Here is a 15,887-nt window from a genome sequence, read left to right on the forward strand (position 1 = left end):
CCACCCTCGGCCTGCTCGCCGACGGCCACACCGACGACGCCATCGCCAAGCGGCTCGGCGTATCACCACGCACCGCCCGCCGCATCGCCACCGACCTCATGGAACGCCTCAGCGCCCGCAGCCGCTTCCAGGCCGGAGCACTGGCCGCCAAAGCTGGCTGGCTCGGGTCCTGAACCGTGCCTCCACCCGAGCCGGACGGTCCGTGCTGGATATCGGCCGGGCAGCGCGACCTGACGATGGGTCTTCCCGAGCTGGCGAGCCTGACCGCAGCAGAATGAAGAAGGGCCCTCCCCCGCACCAGAGAGAGGGCCCGTTCGCTTGGGCTCATCAGGCCGCAGCGGCAGCCTTCGCGGTGGCCTGCGCCGGGATGGTGGCCGGCTCGTCCAGCAGGTCACCCGTCGGATGGTTGTAGGCCTCGCGGTCGATGATGCCTTCGCGGGCGGCGACGATGATCGGCGTTACAACTTGACCGGCGACGTTGGTCGCGGTGCGCATCATGTCCAGGATCGGGTCGATGGCGAGCAGCAGGCCGACGCCCTCCAGCGGCAGGCCCAGGGTGGAGAGGGTCAGTGTCAGCATGACGATCGCGCCGGTGAGGCCCGCGGTGGCGGCCGAGCCGACCACCGAGACGAAGGCGATCAGGATGTAGTCCTTGATGCCGAGGTCGATGTTGTAGACCTGGGCGACGAAGATCGCGGCGACCGCCGGGTAGACCGCGGCGCAGCCGTCCATCTTGGTGGTGGCGCCGGCCGGGACGGCGAAGGAGGCGTACTCGCTGGGGACGCCGAGGCGCTCGGTGACGCGGCGGGTGACCGGCAGGGTGCCGACCGAGGAGCGCGAGACGAAGGCCAGCTGGATCGCGGGCCAGGCGCCCTTGAAGAAGTGCAGCGGGTTGAGGCCGGCGGCGAAGCGCAGCAGCAGCGAGTAGACGACGAACAGGACCAGCGCGCAGCCGACGTAGATGTCCAGGGTCAGCGTGGCGAAGGGCTTGAGCAGGTCCCAGCCGTACTTGGCGACGGACTTGCCGATCAGGCCGAGGGTGCCGAGCGGGGACAGTCGGATGACCCACCACAGGGCGGTCTGGGTCAGCTCCAGCACGGACTCGCTGAGCTGGAGGACCGGCTCGGCCTTGGCGCCGAGCTTGATGATCGCGGCGCCGACCACGACCGCCATGAAGACGATCTGCAGCACGTTCACCTTGGCGAAGGCGTCGACGATGTTGGTCGGGAAGATCCCGGTCAGGAAGTCGATCCAGGTGCCCTTGGAGTCGAGTGCCTTGAGGCCCTCGGTCTTCAGGTTGGTGCCCTGGCCCGGGTTGGTCAGCAGGCCCAGCCCCAGGCCGATGGCGACCGCGATCAGCGAGGTGACCATGAACCAGAGCAGGGTGCGGGTGGCCAGCCGGGCCGCGTTGGTGACGTTGCGCAGGTTGGCGACGCTCACCACGATCGCGGTGAACACCAGCGGCGGAACTGCCAGCTTCAGCAGCTGGACGAAGATCTTGCCGATGGTCTCCAGGGTGGTGGCCAGCCAGGAGATGTCGGCGGCACGGGCCAGGTAACCGAGGCCGACGCCGAGCACGAGGCCGGCGACGATCTGCACCCAGAACGGTGTCTTGCGGACGCGGGCGAGCACGGACGGCGACGAGGTCGCCTCGGGCGCTGTGGACATGGGGGTGCGACTCCGGGGGAGGGCGTTGCTGACGGTGGGGTGTGGGGCGAAGGAGGCGGCACGGCAGGGGCCGGACGGGAGGGGTCACGGACCCCGGTCAGGGGCGTGCCGCCCCAATACAGCTCATGGCCGTACAGCTCATGGCGCGACAACGGCGCGGGCTGTCCACAGCACCGGTCAGAGCGCACGGGCGGGCGGCGCCGGGCAGCGGGCCCGGGCCGTGCGTCCGCAGTGCGTCTGAGGTGGTCACGGCTGACACGTTAGCAGTAAAGGTTTTAGATGTTCAAAGTAGTTGTTTGAGATCGAGCGGGGCCCCCGCGGGCCGCAGGAGTGAGATCCGGACACGAACGAGGCTGATGCCACATCAGATCCGCCTTTCGGTCGGATTGACCGACCGGAAGTTATACGTATAACCTTGCCGACGTCCCCGCCCTCCCCTGCCCGGACGGAGAAGAACACCGATGGGCTACCTCGCACTGCTTCGCGCCCCGCACGTCACCCGACTCCTGCTCGGCACCCTGCTCGGCCGCATGCCCGCCGGTATGACCGCCCTGGTCATCGCCCTCGCTCTGCGCGAAGCCGGAGTCCCGTACAGCCGGATCGGACTGGCCACCGCCGCCTACGCGATCTCCGCCGCCGTCGGCGGACCGGTCCTCGGGCGGATCGTGGACCGCACCGGACAACCCCGCGTCCTGCTCGTCTCCGCCGTGGTGGCCGGCGGCGGATACGCGCTGCTCGCCCTCGCCCCCGGCTCCCCGGTCGCCGCGCCGCTCGGCGCCGCGATCGCCGGTCTCGCCATGCCCCCGCTGGAGCCCTGCCTGCGCTCGCTCTGGCCGGACGTCGTCGAGGAGGAGCAGCTCGACACCGCGTACGCCTTCGACTCCGCCTCCCAGCAGATCCTCTACGTCGCCGGACCGCTGGCCGTCGCCGGGATCGCCGGCCTGTTCAGCCCGGTCGCCGCGCTCTGGGTGGCCGCCGGACTCGGGCTGGCCGGCGCGCTGATCGTGGCCACCGCCGGACCGGCCCGGGCCTGGCGCGCCCCCGCCCGCGAACAGTCCGCCGGGCTGCTGGGACCGCTGCGCTCCCCCGGCCTGGTGCTGCTGCTGATCGGACTGGCCGGCGCCGGCTGGACCGTCGGGGCCCAGAACGTGCTGTTCATCGCCTACGCCGAACAGCACGCCGGCGAACTGCCGGGCGGCGGTGGCACCCTGCTGGCACTGGCCGCCCTCGGCGGTCTGCTCGGCGCGCTGGCCTACGGCATGGTCAACTGGCGGCAGACCACCGCGACCCGCACCTGGGTGATGGCCCTCGCGATGGCCGCCTCCTACCTGCCGCTGGTGACGCTGCCCGGCCCGTACCCGATGGCCGCGCTCGCCTTCCTGTCCGGGATCGTGCTCGCCCCGCTGCTGGCGGCCGCCTTCGTCCTGATCGCCGAACTCGCGCCGACCGGTACGGTCACCGAGGCCTTCGCCTGGCTGGTGACCCTGTTCGCCACCGGTAACTCGCTCGGCTACGCCGTCTCCGGCCGCCTCGCCGAGGACTCCCTCCGCTCGGTGGCCCTCTGCGCGGCCGGCGGCATCGCCCTCGGCGGCCTGCTGCTGTTCGGCGCCCGGGGCTGGTTCCGCACCGCACCGGTCGCGGCGCCCGCCCAGCCGGTCCCGGTGGGCTGACCCACCACCACGGACGACTGCGCCCGCCGGGGGTCTGGCCGGCGGGCGCAGTCCTTTCGCCCCTTTCGCCCACCTACTGCGATCAGCTGCGGCGACCCCGACGGCCCCGGGCGATCACGGTGAACGGCGCAGGCCGAAGGCCGCGGCCGGTCGGGCCGCTCCGGGCAGGCGTGGGGGGTCGCGGTCGGGACGTCCGCACAGCGCAATCTCATCGTCCGACGATCCGACCTTGCCCACGGCGCGAGAGAAAACGGCCCGCATTCACCCGGCCGGAACCGTGCGAACGGGACACTCGACGCCGCGTCAGGAAATGGCGGGCGCCGGGGCGGTCGAGGAGCGCAGCACCAGCGAGGTGGCCAGCGGGGCGACCGGCTCCGCCCGCTCCCCGCGCAGCAGTCCGGCCAGCGCGGCCGCACCCACCCGGCCCAGCTCCTCACCGGGCAGGTCGACGGTGGTCAGCGGCGGGGCGAGCAGTCCGGCCACCGCGACGTTGTCCATCCCGACCACGGACAGGTCGTCCGGCACCCGCAACCCCCGCTCGACGGCGGCCTGGTAGACCCCGGAGGCGACCACGTCGTCGTCGCAGATCACCGCGCGCGGACGGTCCGCCCGCTCCAGCAGCCGACTCGCCACACTCCGCGCGGCGGTGTGCCCCTCGTTCAGGCTGACACCCAACTCCACGACGTCCAAGCCTAGTTCGCGCACCGCCTGCTCGAAAGCAGCCTGCCGGACCCGGAAGGTGTACGCGGCGTGAGTGGAGCGCAGGCGCCCGATCCGGCGGTGGCCGAGGGCGGCCAGGTGTTCGACGGCCGCGCGCATCCCGCCGGCCACGTCGAGCTCGACGGTCGGGCGCGCCCGGTCGGTGCCGGGGTCGGCGTCGAGGTAGACGGCGGGGGTGTCGGCGGGCAGCTCGCCGAGCTGACTGTCGTCCGGGGAACAGATCAGCAGGCCGTCGAAGCGGCCGGCGGTGGCGGCCTCGGCGAGGGTGGCGCGGCCCCAGCCGGAGCTGACCACGACCGCCAGGCCGTGCCGGCCCGCCTCGTGGTGAACGCCCTCCAGCACCCGGCCGAAGAACGGGCCCTGCAGGCTGGGCACCGCCAGCATGATCATCCCGCTGCGGCCCAGCCGCAGCTGTCGGCCGGCCGCCTGCGGGCGGTAGCCGAGGCTACGGGCGGCCTCCCGGACCCGCTCCCGGGTGGCCTCGGAGACCCGGCGGCCGGCCTCGGCGCCGGAGAAGACCAGCGAGACGGTGGCCTGGGAGACCCCGGCGAGCCGGGCCACGTCCCGCCCGGTGGGCCGACGCACGGGGGCCGGCCAGGTCCCGGCCTCGCTCCCGGTGGGCCGATCGGCGTCGGCGGGCAGGGCGGCGTCGGCGGGCCGGTCGACGTCGGCGGGCAGGGCGGCGTCGGCGGGCCGGTCGACGTCGGCAGGCCGGTCGGCGGAGGCTCGGGGATCGGCGGGCACGGCGGGCTGCGGTCTCAGGGGTGGGCCGGGGTCAGTTCTGACCGGCGGTGGCCGAGCGGGCGGCCTCGTCCGCCGCGTCCTCCTCGGCGTTCTGCGCGGCGATCCGCTCGGCGGTACGGCTGCGCAGCCCGGCGACCTTGGTGGTGATCTGGGTCGACATCTCGTCGCGCTGCCTGCTCAGCAGCACGTAGCTGAGCGGCGCGGAGGCGATCGCGGCCAGCAGGAACAGGAAGATCACCCCGGCCTCGCCGCTGACCGGGATGATCCCGAAGTGCCCGAGCAGCAGGGCCACCAGCAGGCAGCCGAGGAAGATGCTGACCCGCATGGAGGTGTAGCGGAGCGTGGCGTGCGACTTCTGCGGGCCGTTGCTGCTCACTGGGACACGTCCTTCTGGTTTCGGGCCGGGGCGGGTCTTCCAGTCAAGCATGCCTGACGGCCGACGCGAGCTGGGCCCCTCCTGCCCGAAGGCGGGCAAGGAGGGCGGGTCTCCCGGCCCCGGCCGCCGCGACCGCCCGGGCCGGATCAGCGCAGGTCGATCCACATGGTGATGTCGTCACGGTCGTCCCCGGGGGCGACCCGGATCGCGGCCGGCACCCGGCCGACCTCGCGGTAGCCGCTGCGGGCGTAGAAGCGCTCCAGGCCCTGGCCGCCGCGCGCGGTCAACCGCAGCGAATCCAGGCCCCACTCCCGGGCGATCCGCTCGGCCTCGGCGAGCAGCTGCGCGCCGTAGCCGAGGCCCTGGCAGGCGGGGTGCACCATGACCCGCTTGAGCATCCGCCAGTGCTCCATCGGCTCGAAGCGCATCGACTCGAAGAACAGCACCCCGACCAGCCGGCCGGTCGCACTCTCGTGCGCGACCAGCAGCCGGTCGGGGCCGTCCGGGGCGACCCCGGTGAACTGGCGGTCGGCGGTGTCCCACACCTCGTCCTCGGTGACCGGCGCCACGAAGCCGACCGCGCCGCCCGCGTTGGTCACGTCCGTCCACAGCCGTACGACGGCGGTGCACAGGTCGGGATCGAGCTTCGGGTCCAGGGTGAAGGTGAGCACCATGATGCGGAGCCTAGACCTCCACTCGGACACCCCCGAGAAGGGGCCTCCGGGGTCAGGCCGCTACGGGAGGGCGGGCACCGCCCGGTCCGTCGGCCGCCCGGTGCGCAGCGCCAGGCAGAGCCCGACCGCGATCGCGCACAGCGCGCCCGCGCCGTACCAGGTGAGGTCGTAGTTCCCGAGCGCGTCGCGGGCCACGCCGGCCAGGCCGGCGACGACGGCCGCGCCGATCTGGTGGGCGGCGAGCACCCAGCCGAAGACGATCGGGGCGTCCTCGCCGAAGTGGCGGCGGCACAGTGCGACGGTCGGCGGCACGGTGGCCACCCAGTCCAGGCCGTAGAAGATCACGAAGGCGAGGATCGGCGACTGCAGCGAGCCGGCCAGCAGCTGCGGCAGCAGGAGCAGGGACAGGCCGCGCAGTCCGTAGTAGACGGTGAGCAGCAGCCGGGAGTCGACCCGGTCGGTGAGCCAGCCGCTGAACACGGTGCCGGCCACGTCGAACAGGCCGATCAGGGCGAGCAGGCCGGCCGCGGTGGTGACCGGCATGCCGTGGTCGTGCGCGGCCGGGATGAAGTGGGTGCCGACCAGGCCGGCGGTGGTGGCGCCGCAGATCGCGAAGGAACCGGCCAGCAGCCAGAACGGCCGGGTGCGGGCGGCGTCGCGCAGCACCCGGAGCGAACGGAGCAGGGCGCGGCCGTCGTTGGCGGGGGCGGGCGGCGCCTCGGTCGCGCCGTACGGGAGCAGGCCGAGGTCGGCGGGCCGCTCGCGCATCAGCAGCAGGACCGGGACGGCGACGGCGCAGGCGGCGAGCGAGACCACGACCACCGCCGCACGCCAGCCGTGGTGTTCGACCAGCCAGGCGCCGACCGGCAGGAAGACCAGGTTGCCGGCGGCCCCGGCGGCGGTGAGCACCCCGGTGACGAGGCCCTGGCGGGCCTGGAACCAGCGGCCGGTGATGGTGGTGGCGAAGGCGCCGGCCATCGAGCCGCTGCCGAGGCCGACCAGCACGCCCCAGCAGAGCACCAGTTGCCAGGGTTGGCGCATCAGCATGGTGAGGCCGGCACCGACCGAGATGGTCAACAGGGCGCAGACCACCACCAGGCGCACGCCGAAACGGTCCATCAGGGCGGCGGCGAAGGGGGCGGTGAGGCCGTAGAGGGTGAGGTTGACGGACGTGGCGCTGGAGATCGTCCCGAGCGACCACCCGAACTCGTTGTGCAGGGCGTCCATCATCAGGCTGGGCGTGGAGCGGAAGCCGGCCGAGCCGAGCAGGACGAGCAGGGCGACGCCGGCCACCACCCAGGCGTAGTGCACCCGGGGGCGCTTGGCGGGGGCGGGCCGGTCGGGATCGGACGCGGCGGAGGCGGTGGGGGCGAGGGCGCTTCTTTCGGTCACGCGGACGAGTGTCCCGGCACGCCCGGGGCCGGAACGAGTGGCCTGAATGACAGCTTTCGCAAGAATCGGGCCACGGCCTGACGTACCCTGGCCCGGACCCCCACCGACCTGCGGAAGGACCGGCATGGCGCACCTCGTCGCGGTACTCGCCCTGGAGGGCGTGATCGCCTTCGAACTCGGCATCCCCGCCCGGATCTTCGGCAGCGCCAGGGGCGACGACGGGCAGCCGCTCTACCAGGTGGCCACCTGCACCCTGGACGGCCGACCGGTCGGCACCAGCACCGATTTCCGGATCGCCGTCGACCACGGGCCCGAACTGCTGGAGCGGGCCGACACGGTGGTGATCCCGGCCTCCCGGGACTCCAGCCCGAGCGCCGTCGACACCGCCTTCACCCCCGAACTGGCCGCCGCACTGGGGCGGATCCGGCCCGGCACCCGGCTGATGTCGATCTGCACCGGATCCTTCCTGCTGGCCGCCGCCGGTCTGCTGGACGGCCGCCCGGCCACCACCCACTGGGCCTACACCGACCGCTTCGCCCGGATGTACCCGCAGGTGAAGCTCGACTCCGACGTGCTCTACACCGACGACGGCGACGTCCTCACCTCAGGCGGGGTGGCCGCCGGGGTGGACCTGTGCCTGCACGTGGTGCGCCGCGACCACGGCAGCGCGGTGGCCAACGCGGTGGCCCGCTCCTGCCTGGTGCCGCCGTGGCGCGACGGCGGCCAGAAGCAGTACGTGGAGGCCCCGAGCCCGGTGGAGACCGGCGGCTTCACCACCACCGCCGTCCGCGCCTGGGCGCTGGAGCACCTGGACGAACCGCTGCCGCTGCGCCAACTCGCCGAGCGGGCGGGCATGAGCGTGCGGACCTTCACCCGGCGCTTCCGCGAGGAGACCGGCGCCAGCCCCGGCCAGTGGATCACCACCCAGCGCACCGAGCGGGCCCGTCAACTGCTGGAGCGCACCGATCTGACGATCGACCAGGTCGCCCGGGAGTCCGGGTTCGGCACCGCCGCCTCACTGCGGCTGCAACTGCGCGGCCGCCTGGACGTGGCCCCGAGCGCTTACCGGCGCACTTTCCGGGCCGCTCCGGCCGAGGCCGTACCGGGGGTGCGACAGGCTTCCTGAGTGAGGGCTGGGACAAGGCTGGCCACTGGCCGGAATTCGCCGCTCCCGGGCAGCGCCACGGACAGCGGCCGGCCGCGCGCACCCCGAGCACGGCGCGGCAGGCCGCCATCCGATTGCGGCGCGCGGGCCCTGAAGCCGCGCCGCGCCCTCCGCACTCGCCGAGGAACGGCCCGCGACCGACGGTCCACGGCCCCCTGCTGGCGCGATCCCCCTGAACAGCAGCACCGTGGCGGCGGACGGACATCCCCTCGGCGTCCCCTCGCAACGGAGAGCCGCACCCAAGCGTGATCAGTCGGATACGTCACGTCAATGGGTAGTCCGAAATTCGGAATGGTTGCGTCACCTTTCGGCCGGTGATCGGCACCGGTCGGCGACCGCACCGAAAGCCGCTATTGCGCCAAAGCCGCCCAGTCCGCGCCCGCCATCGGATCGGCCGGGCGGGCGTCGGCGCCGATCTCGCACCAGACCCGCTTGCCCGAGCCGTCCGGGTACCAGCCCCAGCGCTCGCAGAGCAACTCGACCAGTTCCAGGCCGCGCCCGTTGGTGGCGTCCTCGTCCGCCCCGGCGTGCCGCGGCGCCGGGGCGGTCCGGCTCGCGTCGGCCACCTCCACCCGCAGCGGGCCGGCCGGGCCGGGCTGCGCCGCGTCGTCGGGCATCGGCAGACAGAGCCGCAGGACGGCCGGACAGCCGGTGTGCACCACGGCGTTGGTGACGAGTTCCGAGACCACCAGCACCACCGTCTCGGCCATCGGCGCGTCCGGGTCCACGCCGTGGTTCAGCAGTCGCGAGCGCACCCACCGACGGGCCCGGCCGACCTCGGCGGGGTCCGCCTGCACCGCAAGCTGCACCTGAAGAACCTGCACCGCTCCACCACCCGCACTCGCAGTTCGGCCATCGTCCCGATCGGGCCGGATCGGCCGACCGCGGGCCCTCGCACATCGCCCGGTGCCACCCGGGGCTCACCCGGGCGCTCACCGACCCGTCCGCCCGGCGCCCACTCGTCCGCGCCAACTCGTCGGTCGCGCAACCGGCCGCGACACGAATACGCCTCAGGATGGGTGGGCGGGCGGACCGCAGCAAGCGCTTCGGGCATATTCCGGCGATCGGGGGACAGCGCAGTGCATACTGTCCCGTTCACTCTCGCGAGCCTCGCACCGGCACTCGTCCGGCCCGGGCCGACCGGCCGGTCCCGCACAGCGCGTGAACCTACCGCCGGACACCCGCCGCACCCCGCCCGCCACTCGCGAACCACCCGTGCGACATATGTCCAGCAGGTCTCGAACAGCGCCGTCGACGGACCGTCCCACGAGCGGACCGTCCGACCGTGTGACGACCCACCGCGCACCCGGACCGCCCGCGCGTGTCCACGAGGACGCCGACGACCAGGTGGGCGGCCGATCTTGCCGGATTCCCGCCCACCGCCGACCGGCCACGGGATACCGTTGGGTAACGTCAGTGAACCGGGCAGGAGGGTGGTTCTCGATGGCCGCCCCGGACCGAATTCCGCGCTGGGACGAGCAGTTGCAACGGCGCCTCGCCCGCGGCGAGGAGACCGCGCTCGGCGAACTCTACGACCAGCTCGCGCCGATGGTGCACGGGCTGGCCGGGCGGATCCTCGCCGACCAGGCCGCCGCCGCCCAGCTCACCCGGGAGGTATTCGCCCACCTCTGGGAGCACCCCGAGGACTTCGACCCCGCTCAGGAATCGCTGCGCTCCTGGCTCGGCGCGCTCACCCACCGCCGCGCGGTCGAGCGGTTGCGGGCGCGGCGCGCCGCCGAGTGGACCGGGGGCGACGACGCCGGCCCGGCCGAGGCGGAGATCCGCGCCGTGGCCACCGCCGCGCGCGTGCAGTACGTGGTCGACTCCCTGCCCCAACCCCTGCGTGTGACCATCGCGGTGACGTACTACGACGGCCGCACCTACCAGGAGACGGCCCGGCTGCTCGGCATCAGCGAGCAGGCCGCCAAACAGCGGATGCGGCTCGGTCTGGCGCTGCTGGCCACCGAACTGGCCGACGAGCGGGCCCGTCAGGAGAACAGGGATGGGAACAGGTGAGTATCAGTGAGGAGCGGCACGACGCGTTTCGCTCGCTGCTCGGCGCCTGGTCCCTCGGTGCCTGCCCACCATGTGAGGCCGACGAGTTGGAGCAGCACCTGCGCGCCTGCCCGGAGTGCGCCGAGGAGTCGGCCCGGCTGCGCGATGCGGCCGGCTGGCTCGCCCTGGACGAGCCGCTGGACCAGCCCGGTTCGTTGCGCCAGCAGGTGCTGGACTGGTGCCTGGCCCGCCGCCCGGCCGAACTGCCCGTCCCCGCCTGGGGGATGCCGTACACCGCGGAGACCGCCAAGCTCGACGCGCTGCTGCGCGACCTCGGCCCGGAGGAGTGGCAGGAGGTGGCCGAACTGCCGTGGCACGGCGGCACCGAGCGGCTGCGCCCGGCCGAGGTGCTGGGCCGGCTGACCGCCGTGGACGGTGTGCTGGCGCTCGCCCTCGGTCTGCCCGACCCGGTGTCGGCCGCCGCGGGCACGCCCGCGGTGTCCTCGACCGCCCCGGCCCCGACCGTCGAGTGGCGGGTGCCGCCGCAGGAGGCGGCCGTGGCGCCGCGGGTCCCGCCGCAGGGCGGCCCGCACGCCGCGATCACCGCGCGCACCGCCCGGCTGCTCGCCGACCAGGCCGGGCTGCCTCCGCAGTCGGTGCGCTCACGGTGGCGGCGGCAGACCCACGACCTGGTGCGCGGCGCCGCGCTCGCCCCGCAGGGCAGCGCCCCTGTCGACCTCGGCTTCGCGGTGCTGCCGCTGCGCGACGCCTTCGTGGACCGCGCCCTGGAGTGCTTCGTGCACGGCGAGGACGTGGCCCGCGCGGTGGCCTACCCGTACGACCCGCCGGCCCCGCAGCACCTGCGGCAGATGGTGGAGCTGGTGGTCCGGCTGCTCCCCCGGGCGCTGGCCGGGCTGCGCGCGGCGCGGCCCGAGCTCGCCGGGGTGCCGGGCGCACCGGCCTGGAGCGGCCCGGGCGGCCGACGGCTGCGGCTGGTGGTGGACGGTCCGGCGGCGGGCGAGTGGCTGGTGCCGCTGGACGGCCAGGAGGCCGGCCCGCCCGGGGGAGAGCCGGTGGCCTCGATGGTGCTGGACGGCCTGGAGCTGTGCCAGCTGGCCGCGGCGCACCGTGACCCGGACCGGCTGCCGGTGGGCGAACACGGTGACCGGGCCGCGGTGCGCGAGGTGCTGCACGCGCTGCCGCTGCTGTCGCGGCCGTAAGGCCGTAAGGCCGTAACCGGGGCTACGCGAAGACGACCGTGCGGGTCCCGTCCAGCAGCACCCGGTGCTCGCTGTGCCACTTGACCGCGCGGGCCAACGCCTGGCACTCGACGTCCCGGCCGAGCGCGACCAGTTGGTCCGGGCTGACGTCGTGGGTGACCCGGGCCACCTCCTGCTCGATGATCGGGCCCTCGTCGAGGTCTGCGGTGACGTAGTGGGCGGTGGCGCCGATCAGCTTCACGCCGCGGGCGTGCGCCTGGTGGTAGGGCTTGGCGCCCTTGAAGCTCGGCAGGAAGGAGTGGTGGATGTTGATCACGCGGCCGGACAGCTCGGTGCACAGCTGGTCGGAGAGCACCTGCATGTAGCGGGCCAGCACGACCAGTTCCACGTCCTCCTTGGCGACCAGGTCCAGCAGCTGCCGCTCGGCCTCGGCCTTGGTGTCCTTGGTGACCGGGATGTGGTGGAACGGGATGCCGTAGCTCTCGGTCAGGTCCTGGAGGTCGGTGTGGTTGGAGACCACCGCGGCGATCTCCACCGGCAGCGCGCCGATCCGGGTGCGGTAGAGCAGGTCGTTCAGGCAGTGCCCGAACCTGCTGACCATGAGGACGATCCGCATCCGCTGCTCGGTCGGGTGGATCTGCCAGTCCATCCCGAAGGAGGCGCCGACCGCGGCGAAGCTGGCCCGCAGCTTGTCGGAGGTGACCGGCTCGGGGGCGGAGAAGTGCACCCGCATGAAGAACAGTCCGCTGTCCCCGTCACCGAACTGCTGGCTGTCGATGATGTTGCAGCCGGTCATGAAGAGGTAGCTGGAGACAGCGTGGACGATGCCCTGTTTGTCGGGGCAGGACAGCGTGAGGACGTACTGGGCGCTGGCCGGCTGCTGTTCCACTGGGGGTATCCCGTCCTGAGGTCGTGCGTGCGTGGACGGTCCAGCGTGTCACATCCTGGACAGTCGCCGCCCCGCTGCCCGTACTGCGGGACGGCACTGCCCGGTGGGAGGTCTCAGACCTGGGTCAGGATGCGCAGCACGTCCAGCGACTTGGGCGCCGCGTCCGGGTCGTCCCCGTCGCCGACGGCCAGCGCGACGTGCGCCTCGCGGGCGGCCCGGACGGTCTCCGGCCAGCCGGGGTGGCCGAGGTAGGCGGAGGCCGGGGCGTCCGCACCGACCTCGTGCAGCATCTGCACGGCCCGCAGCACCGCGACGTCGACCAGGGCGGCCTCGGTGGAGTCGCGGAAGATCGTGCCCACGTACTTCTCGGCGGACCAGCGGTCCAGCCAGGTGTCCTCGACCAGCCGGTAGACGGCGTCGGTCACGTCGCCGAAGCCCTCACGGCCGGACAGCCAGGTCTCCTGCTGGAAGCCGGGGTCGGACAGCATGTGCAGCGCCGAGCGCAGTCGGGCTCGCCAGCGCCACCAGGGCAGGTCGTTGAGGGGCATGCCGCCCATCGTGCTGGAGCGGTGGCCCGGACGAGAAGGGTTTCGGGCGGACCTGTGCGAAGAATCTGTGCTGGCGGACATGGTGAACGATCGTACGTTCCCCGTCTGTTCGTGCTCCACTCGCGATCTACACGCGTACCCCTTCGGAGTTCAGCCGCCGTTTGCCGACCGTTCTCATTTCGGCCCTCTCGGCTTGTGGCGCCGGGGCTTGGCTGGTTCCGGTGCGCCGGATGGCGCCCAGAGAGGGAAGACCGATGACCAGCCGAAGGGACTCGTTCCAGGCCCGTCCCCCGATCGCCGGACGCCGCCACCGGCGTCCGATCGCCGCCGCGGCAGCCGCCGCGGCACTGCTCCCCACCCTCTTCTCGGCCACCGCGTGCGGCGGTCCGGCCGATGCCTCCGCCTCTGCCGACGACCTGACCGTGATGACCTGGGCCCCGTCCGGCACCGGCTCGGCGGACCGCCCGGGCATGACCGCGCTCGCCGAGGCGATCGGCCAGGACGTCAACCTCAAGGGCGGGTTAAACGGCCACCGGCTGCACGTGATCACCTGCAACGAGCACAACCGGGCGGACGGCGCCAAGGCCTGCGCCCAGCAGGCGGTGGACGCCAAGGCGGTCGCCGTGATCGGCTCCTACAGCCAGTGGGGCGACGCCTTCATGCCGGTGCTGGAACGCGCCGGCATCCCGCTGATCGGCGGGTACGGCCTCTCCCAGCCCGAGTTCTCCAGCCCGCTGTCCTACCCGGTGGACGGCGGGATGCCCGCACTGATCGCCGGCAGCGGCCGCCAGCTGGTCGAGGCCGGCTGCAAGGCCGTCTCGCTGGTCCGCCCGGACACCCCGGCCGGCGACAATCTGCTCGGCTACCTGGGCAACGCGCTCAAGCCGGCCGGCATCAAGCTGCTGGACGTCAAGGCGCCCGAGCAGTCCTCGGACTACACCCAGTGGGTCCGCAAGGCGATCGGCAAGGACGACCCGGGCAACTGCATCACCAGCGCCCTGGCCGCCGAGCCGACCGGCAACCTGCTGGACTCCTACCGGCGGCAGAACCCGAAGAACACCCGGATCGCCTCGGTGATCGGCAGCGTCCAGCAGTCGGTGGTCGACTCCACCGGCGGCGACACCGGCCCGCTGGCCGGCGCGTTCGTCACCGGCTGGTACCCGCCGGAGTCGGCCAAGACCTGGGACGGGCTGCGCGGGGTGGTGCGCTCCGACACCACCGGCGGGCGGACCATCGACGTCTCCGACCCGGGCGTGCAGACCACCTGGGTCGCCTACGAGGTGTTCCGGTCGGTCTCCGAGAAGCTGTCGGCGGCCGGCAAGCCGACCACCGCGAAGACGATCACCGCGCTGCTGGACAGCGGCGAGGGCATCGACGTGGGCCTCACCCCGCCGCTGAACTGGGGCACCACCAACATGCTGCCCAGCACCGAGTCACCGCGGCTGGTGAACACCTGGGTCACCTACCAGGTGGTCAAGAACGGCCGGATGACCCTGCAGCAGCCGGGCTTCGTGGACGTCCGCTGGGTGCTCACCGGGAGCCGCCCCCCGGCCTGACCGGGCACCTCGCGCACGGGGCGGGCCCCGGGGGCCCGCCCGTCGGCGTCGCGCAGCGCCCGGAGCACGCCCTACAGGTCGCCGTCGCCGCGGCTGGGCAGCCCGGTCTGGGTGGCGATCGCGTTCCACAGAGGCGAGGCCTGCTTCTTCGCAGTGGTCGCCGTGCCGCTGGCCTGGACGGCGTTCTTGTAGTGCTGGTTGCCGGTGTCCGGCTTCTTCGGGTCGCAGGAGGACTGGGCGTCGGTCGCCCACGCCGCGTACTCGTCGTCGGCCTGGGCCGAGGCCGTCCAGGCGGCGTTGAGCTGGTCGATCAGCTGCTGGCCCCCGGGGAGCTTGTCGGTCTTCAGCTGGCCGAGCTTGCTCTGCAGCTCGCGCCGCTTGCCGGCCGCCGCGGCCAGGGCCTGCTGCGACTCGGGGAGCTTGTCGCACTTCTGCACCGAGGCGACCGCCGAGACCACCGAGCTGCGGCTGTCGCTCGCGGTGCCCAGCAGGTCGGACAGCGGCTGTGCCTGGGCCTTGACCTCCGGGTCGGCCGCGGCGCCGGAGCCGGACGCGCTCGCCGTACCGGGGGCGGTGCTGCCGGTGGCGGCCACCGGGGTGGTCTTCTGGACGCCCTTGGTGTCGTCACCGCCGCCGCCCATCAGGACGGCGACCAGCACACCGGCCGCCGCGCAGCCCGCCACCACACCGCCGATGATCAGCTTGTTGGACGGGCGGCCACCACGGGCGGAGCCGCCGCCCTGGGTGGCGTCCGGGTCCGGCGCGTAGGTCTCCTGGCCGTAGCCCTGCGCGGGATAGGCCGACTGCTGCGGCTGCGGCGCGTAGCCCTGGTAGCCGGGCGCGGCCTGCGGCGGAACGCCGTAACCGGGCTGCTGCACCGGGTAGCCGCCGGCCTGCGGGTCTCCGCCCGGGTACGGCGGCAGGTGCTGGGTCTCCGGGGCCTCGGGCTGCGGGCTGCCGTAACCGGACTGGGTGGCGTAACCCGGCTGCGGCGCGGCGCCCCACGGGGGCTGCTGGGCGGGCACGGCCTGGGTCGGCATCGCGTGCGTGCCGTCGCCGAGGTACTCCGGCTGCCCGGACGGCTGTCCGACCGGCGGCACGGCCGTGGGGCCCTGCGGATAGCCCGGCTGGCCCTGGGGCTGGCCGGGCTCCGGGCGGAACAGATCGTCCAGGTTGAAGTCACCCGAGTTGGGGTACGAGCGGCGCTGGCTCAACGCGATTCCTCACCTGGGCCGGACCGCGCGCTGACGGCGGACCACATCTCGTCGGT

Annotated in this window: 15 protein-coding genes; 6 read left to right on the plus strand and 9 right to left on the minus strand. The window is 73.4% G+C overall.

The features are described from left to right. Positions 1-173: helix-turn-helix transcriptional regulator (locus ABZW30_RS13555; protein WP_355671396.1), on the plus strand; the 173-nt coding region annotated here is incomplete at its 5' end. Between the two features lie 154 nt (positions 174-327). Here ABZW30_RS13555 and ABZW30_RS13560 read toward each other — a convergent pair. Then, positions 328-1,668 carry a dicarboxylate/amino acid:cation symporter gene (locus ABZW30_RS13560; protein ID WP_355671254.1) on the minus strand — a complete coding sequence of 447 codons (1,341 nt, stop codon included), beginning with the start codon at positions 1,666-1,668 and terminating at the stop codon, positions 328-330. A gap of 461 nt (positions 1,669-2,129) precedes the next feature. On the opposite strand from ABZW30_RS13560, the gene ABZW30_RS13565 reads away from it, so the two are divergent. Continuing rightward, positions 2,130-3,338, plus strand: a complete 1,209-nt coding sequence (locus ABZW30_RS13565) for an MFS transporter (RefSeq protein WP_355671255.1) — start codon at positions 2,130-2,132, stop codon at positions 3,336-3,338. Positions 3,339-3,641: 303 nt separating this feature from the next. Here the strand turns inward: ABZW30_RS13565 and ABZW30_RS13570 are convergent, their stop codons facing one another. The 4 genes from ABZW30_RS13570 to ABZW30_RS13585 form a co-directional block, all read right to left on the minus strand. After that, positions 3,642-4,802: a LacI family DNA-binding transcriptional regulator gene (locus tag ABZW30_RS13570; protein ID WP_355671256.1), complete on the minus strand. Its 1,161-nt coding sequence runs from the start codon at positions 4,800-4,802 to the stop codon at positions 3,642-3,644. Positions 4,803-4,833: 31 nt separating this feature from the next. Further along, positions 4,834-5,178: a DUF4229 domain-containing protein gene (locus ABZW30_RS13575; protein ID WP_355671257.1), complete on the minus strand. Its 345-nt coding sequence runs from the start codon at positions 5,176-5,178 to the stop codon at positions 4,834-4,836. Between the two features lie 146 nt (positions 5,179-5,324). Next, positions 5,325-5,852 (minus strand): GNAT family N-acetyltransferase, encoded by a 528-nt coding sequence (locus ABZW30_RS13580; protein ID WP_355671258.1) that lies wholly within the window; start codon positions 5,850-5,852, stop codon positions 5,325-5,327. A gap of 60 nt (positions 5,853-5,912) precedes the next feature. Further along, positions 5,913-7,244, minus strand: coding sequence for an MFS transporter (locus ABZW30_RS13585; protein WP_355671259.1), 1,332 nt, complete (start codon positions 7,242-7,244; stop codon positions 5,913-5,915). A gap of 124 nt (positions 7,245-7,368) precedes the next feature. On the opposite strand from ABZW30_RS13585, the gene ABZW30_RS13590 reads away from it, so the two are divergent. Beyond that, a complete protein-coding gene (locus ABZW30_RS13590) occupies positions 7,369-8,370 on the plus strand; it encodes a helix-turn-helix domain-containing protein (RefSeq protein WP_355671260.1) in 1,002 nt (333 codons plus the stop codon). Between the two features lie 389 nt (positions 8,371-8,759). On the opposite strand, the gene ABZW30_RS13595 is transcribed toward ABZW30_RS13590, so the two are convergent. Next, a complete protein-coding gene (locus ABZW30_RS13595; protein WP_355671261.1) occupies positions 8,760-9,233 on the minus strand; it encodes an ATP-binding protein in 474 nt (157 codons plus the stop codon). Between the two features lie 619 nt (positions 9,234-9,852). On the opposite strand from ABZW30_RS13595, the gene ABZW30_RS13600 reads away from it, so the two are divergent. Both ABZW30_RS13600 and ABZW30_RS13605 read left to right on the plus strand, forming a co-directional pair. Continuing rightward, a complete protein-coding gene (locus ABZW30_RS13600; RefSeq protein ID WP_355671262.1) occupies positions 9,853-10,425 on the plus strand; it encodes a sigma-70 family RNA polymerase sigma factor in 573 nt (190 codons plus the stop codon). Further along, entirely contained in the window at positions 10,422-11,624 is a 1,203-nt protein-coding gene (locus ABZW30_RS13605; protein ID WP_355671263.1) for an MDMPI N domain containing protein, read from the plus strand. The genes ABZW30_RS13600 and ABZW30_RS13605 overlap by 4 nt, the downstream gene beginning before the upstream one ends. A 22-nt stretch (positions 11,625-11,646) precedes the next feature. Here ABZW30_RS13605 and purU read toward each other — a convergent pair whose 3' ends face one another. Both purU and ABZW30_RS13615 read right to left on the minus strand, forming a co-directional pair. Next, the gene (gene purU / locus ABZW30_RS13610; protein WP_355671397.1) at positions 11,647-12,522 is read right to left on the minus strand and encodes a formyltetrahydrofolate deformylase; all 876 of its coding nucleotides are present in this window, start codon (positions 12,520-12,522) and stop codon (positions 11,647-11,649) included. Between the two features lie 104 nt (positions 12,523-12,626). Further along, positions 12,627-13,142 carry a hypothetical protein gene (locus ABZW30_RS13615; RefSeq protein WP_355671264.1) on the minus strand — a complete coding sequence of 172 codons (516 nt, stop codon included), beginning with the start codon at positions 13,140-13,142 and terminating at the stop codon, positions 12,627-12,629. Positions 13,143-13,315: 173 nt separating this feature from the next. Between ABZW30_RS13615 and ABZW30_RS13620 the strand changes: the two genes are divergently transcribed. After that, positions 13,316-14,617, plus strand: coding sequence for an ABC transporter substrate-binding protein (locus ABZW30_RS13620; RefSeq protein ID WP_355671265.1), 1,302 nt, complete (start codon positions 13,316-13,318; stop codon positions 14,615-14,617). A 71-nt stretch (positions 14,618-14,688) separates the two neighbouring features. Here ABZW30_RS13620 and ABZW30_RS13625 read toward each other — a convergent pair whose 3' ends face one another. Further along, positions 14,689-15,831 carry a hypothetical protein gene (locus ABZW30_RS13625; protein WP_355671266.1) on the minus strand — a complete coding sequence of 381 codons (1,143 nt, stop codon included), beginning with the start codon at positions 15,829-15,831 and terminating at the stop codon, positions 14,689-14,691. Positions 15,832-15,887: the final 56 nt, after the last annotated feature.

The organism is Kitasatospora sp. NPDC004669 (genome assembly GCF_040609455.1).
Lineage (GTDB): Bacteria > Actinomycetota > Actinomycetes > Streptomycetales > Streptomycetaceae > Kitasatospora.

Bases quoted from the DNA above. Each gene is read 5' to 3' on its own strand.
- ABZW30_RS13565 (WP_355671255.1), top strand. From the start codon at position 2,130: ATGGGCTACCTCGCACTGCTTCGCGCCCCGCACGTCACCCGACTCCTG.
- ABZW30_RS13620 (WP_355671265.1), top strand. From the start codon at position 13,316: ATGACCAGCCGAAGGGACTCGTTCCAGGCCCGTCCCCCGATCGCCGGA.
- ABZW30_RS13615 (WP_355671264.1), bottom strand. From the start codon at position 13,142: ATGTCCGCCAGCACAGATTCTTCGCACAGGTCCGCCCGAAACCCTTCT.
- ABZW30_RS13560 (WP_355671254.1), bottom strand. From the start codon at position 1,668: ATGTCCACAGCGCCCGAGGCGACCTCGTCGCCGTCCGTGCTCGCCCGC.
- ABZW30_RS13590 (WP_355671260.1), top strand. From the start codon at position 7,369: ATGGCGCACCTCGTCGCGGTACTCGCCCTGGAGGGCGTGATCGCCTTC.
- ABZW30_RS13580 (WP_355671258.1), bottom strand. From the start codon at position 5,852: ATGGTGCTCACCTTCACCCTGGACCCGAAGCTCGATCCCGACCTGTGC.
- ABZW30_RS13600 (WP_355671262.1), top strand. From the start codon at position 9,853: ATGGCCGCCCCGGACCGAATTCCGCGCTGGGACGAGCAGTTGCAACGG.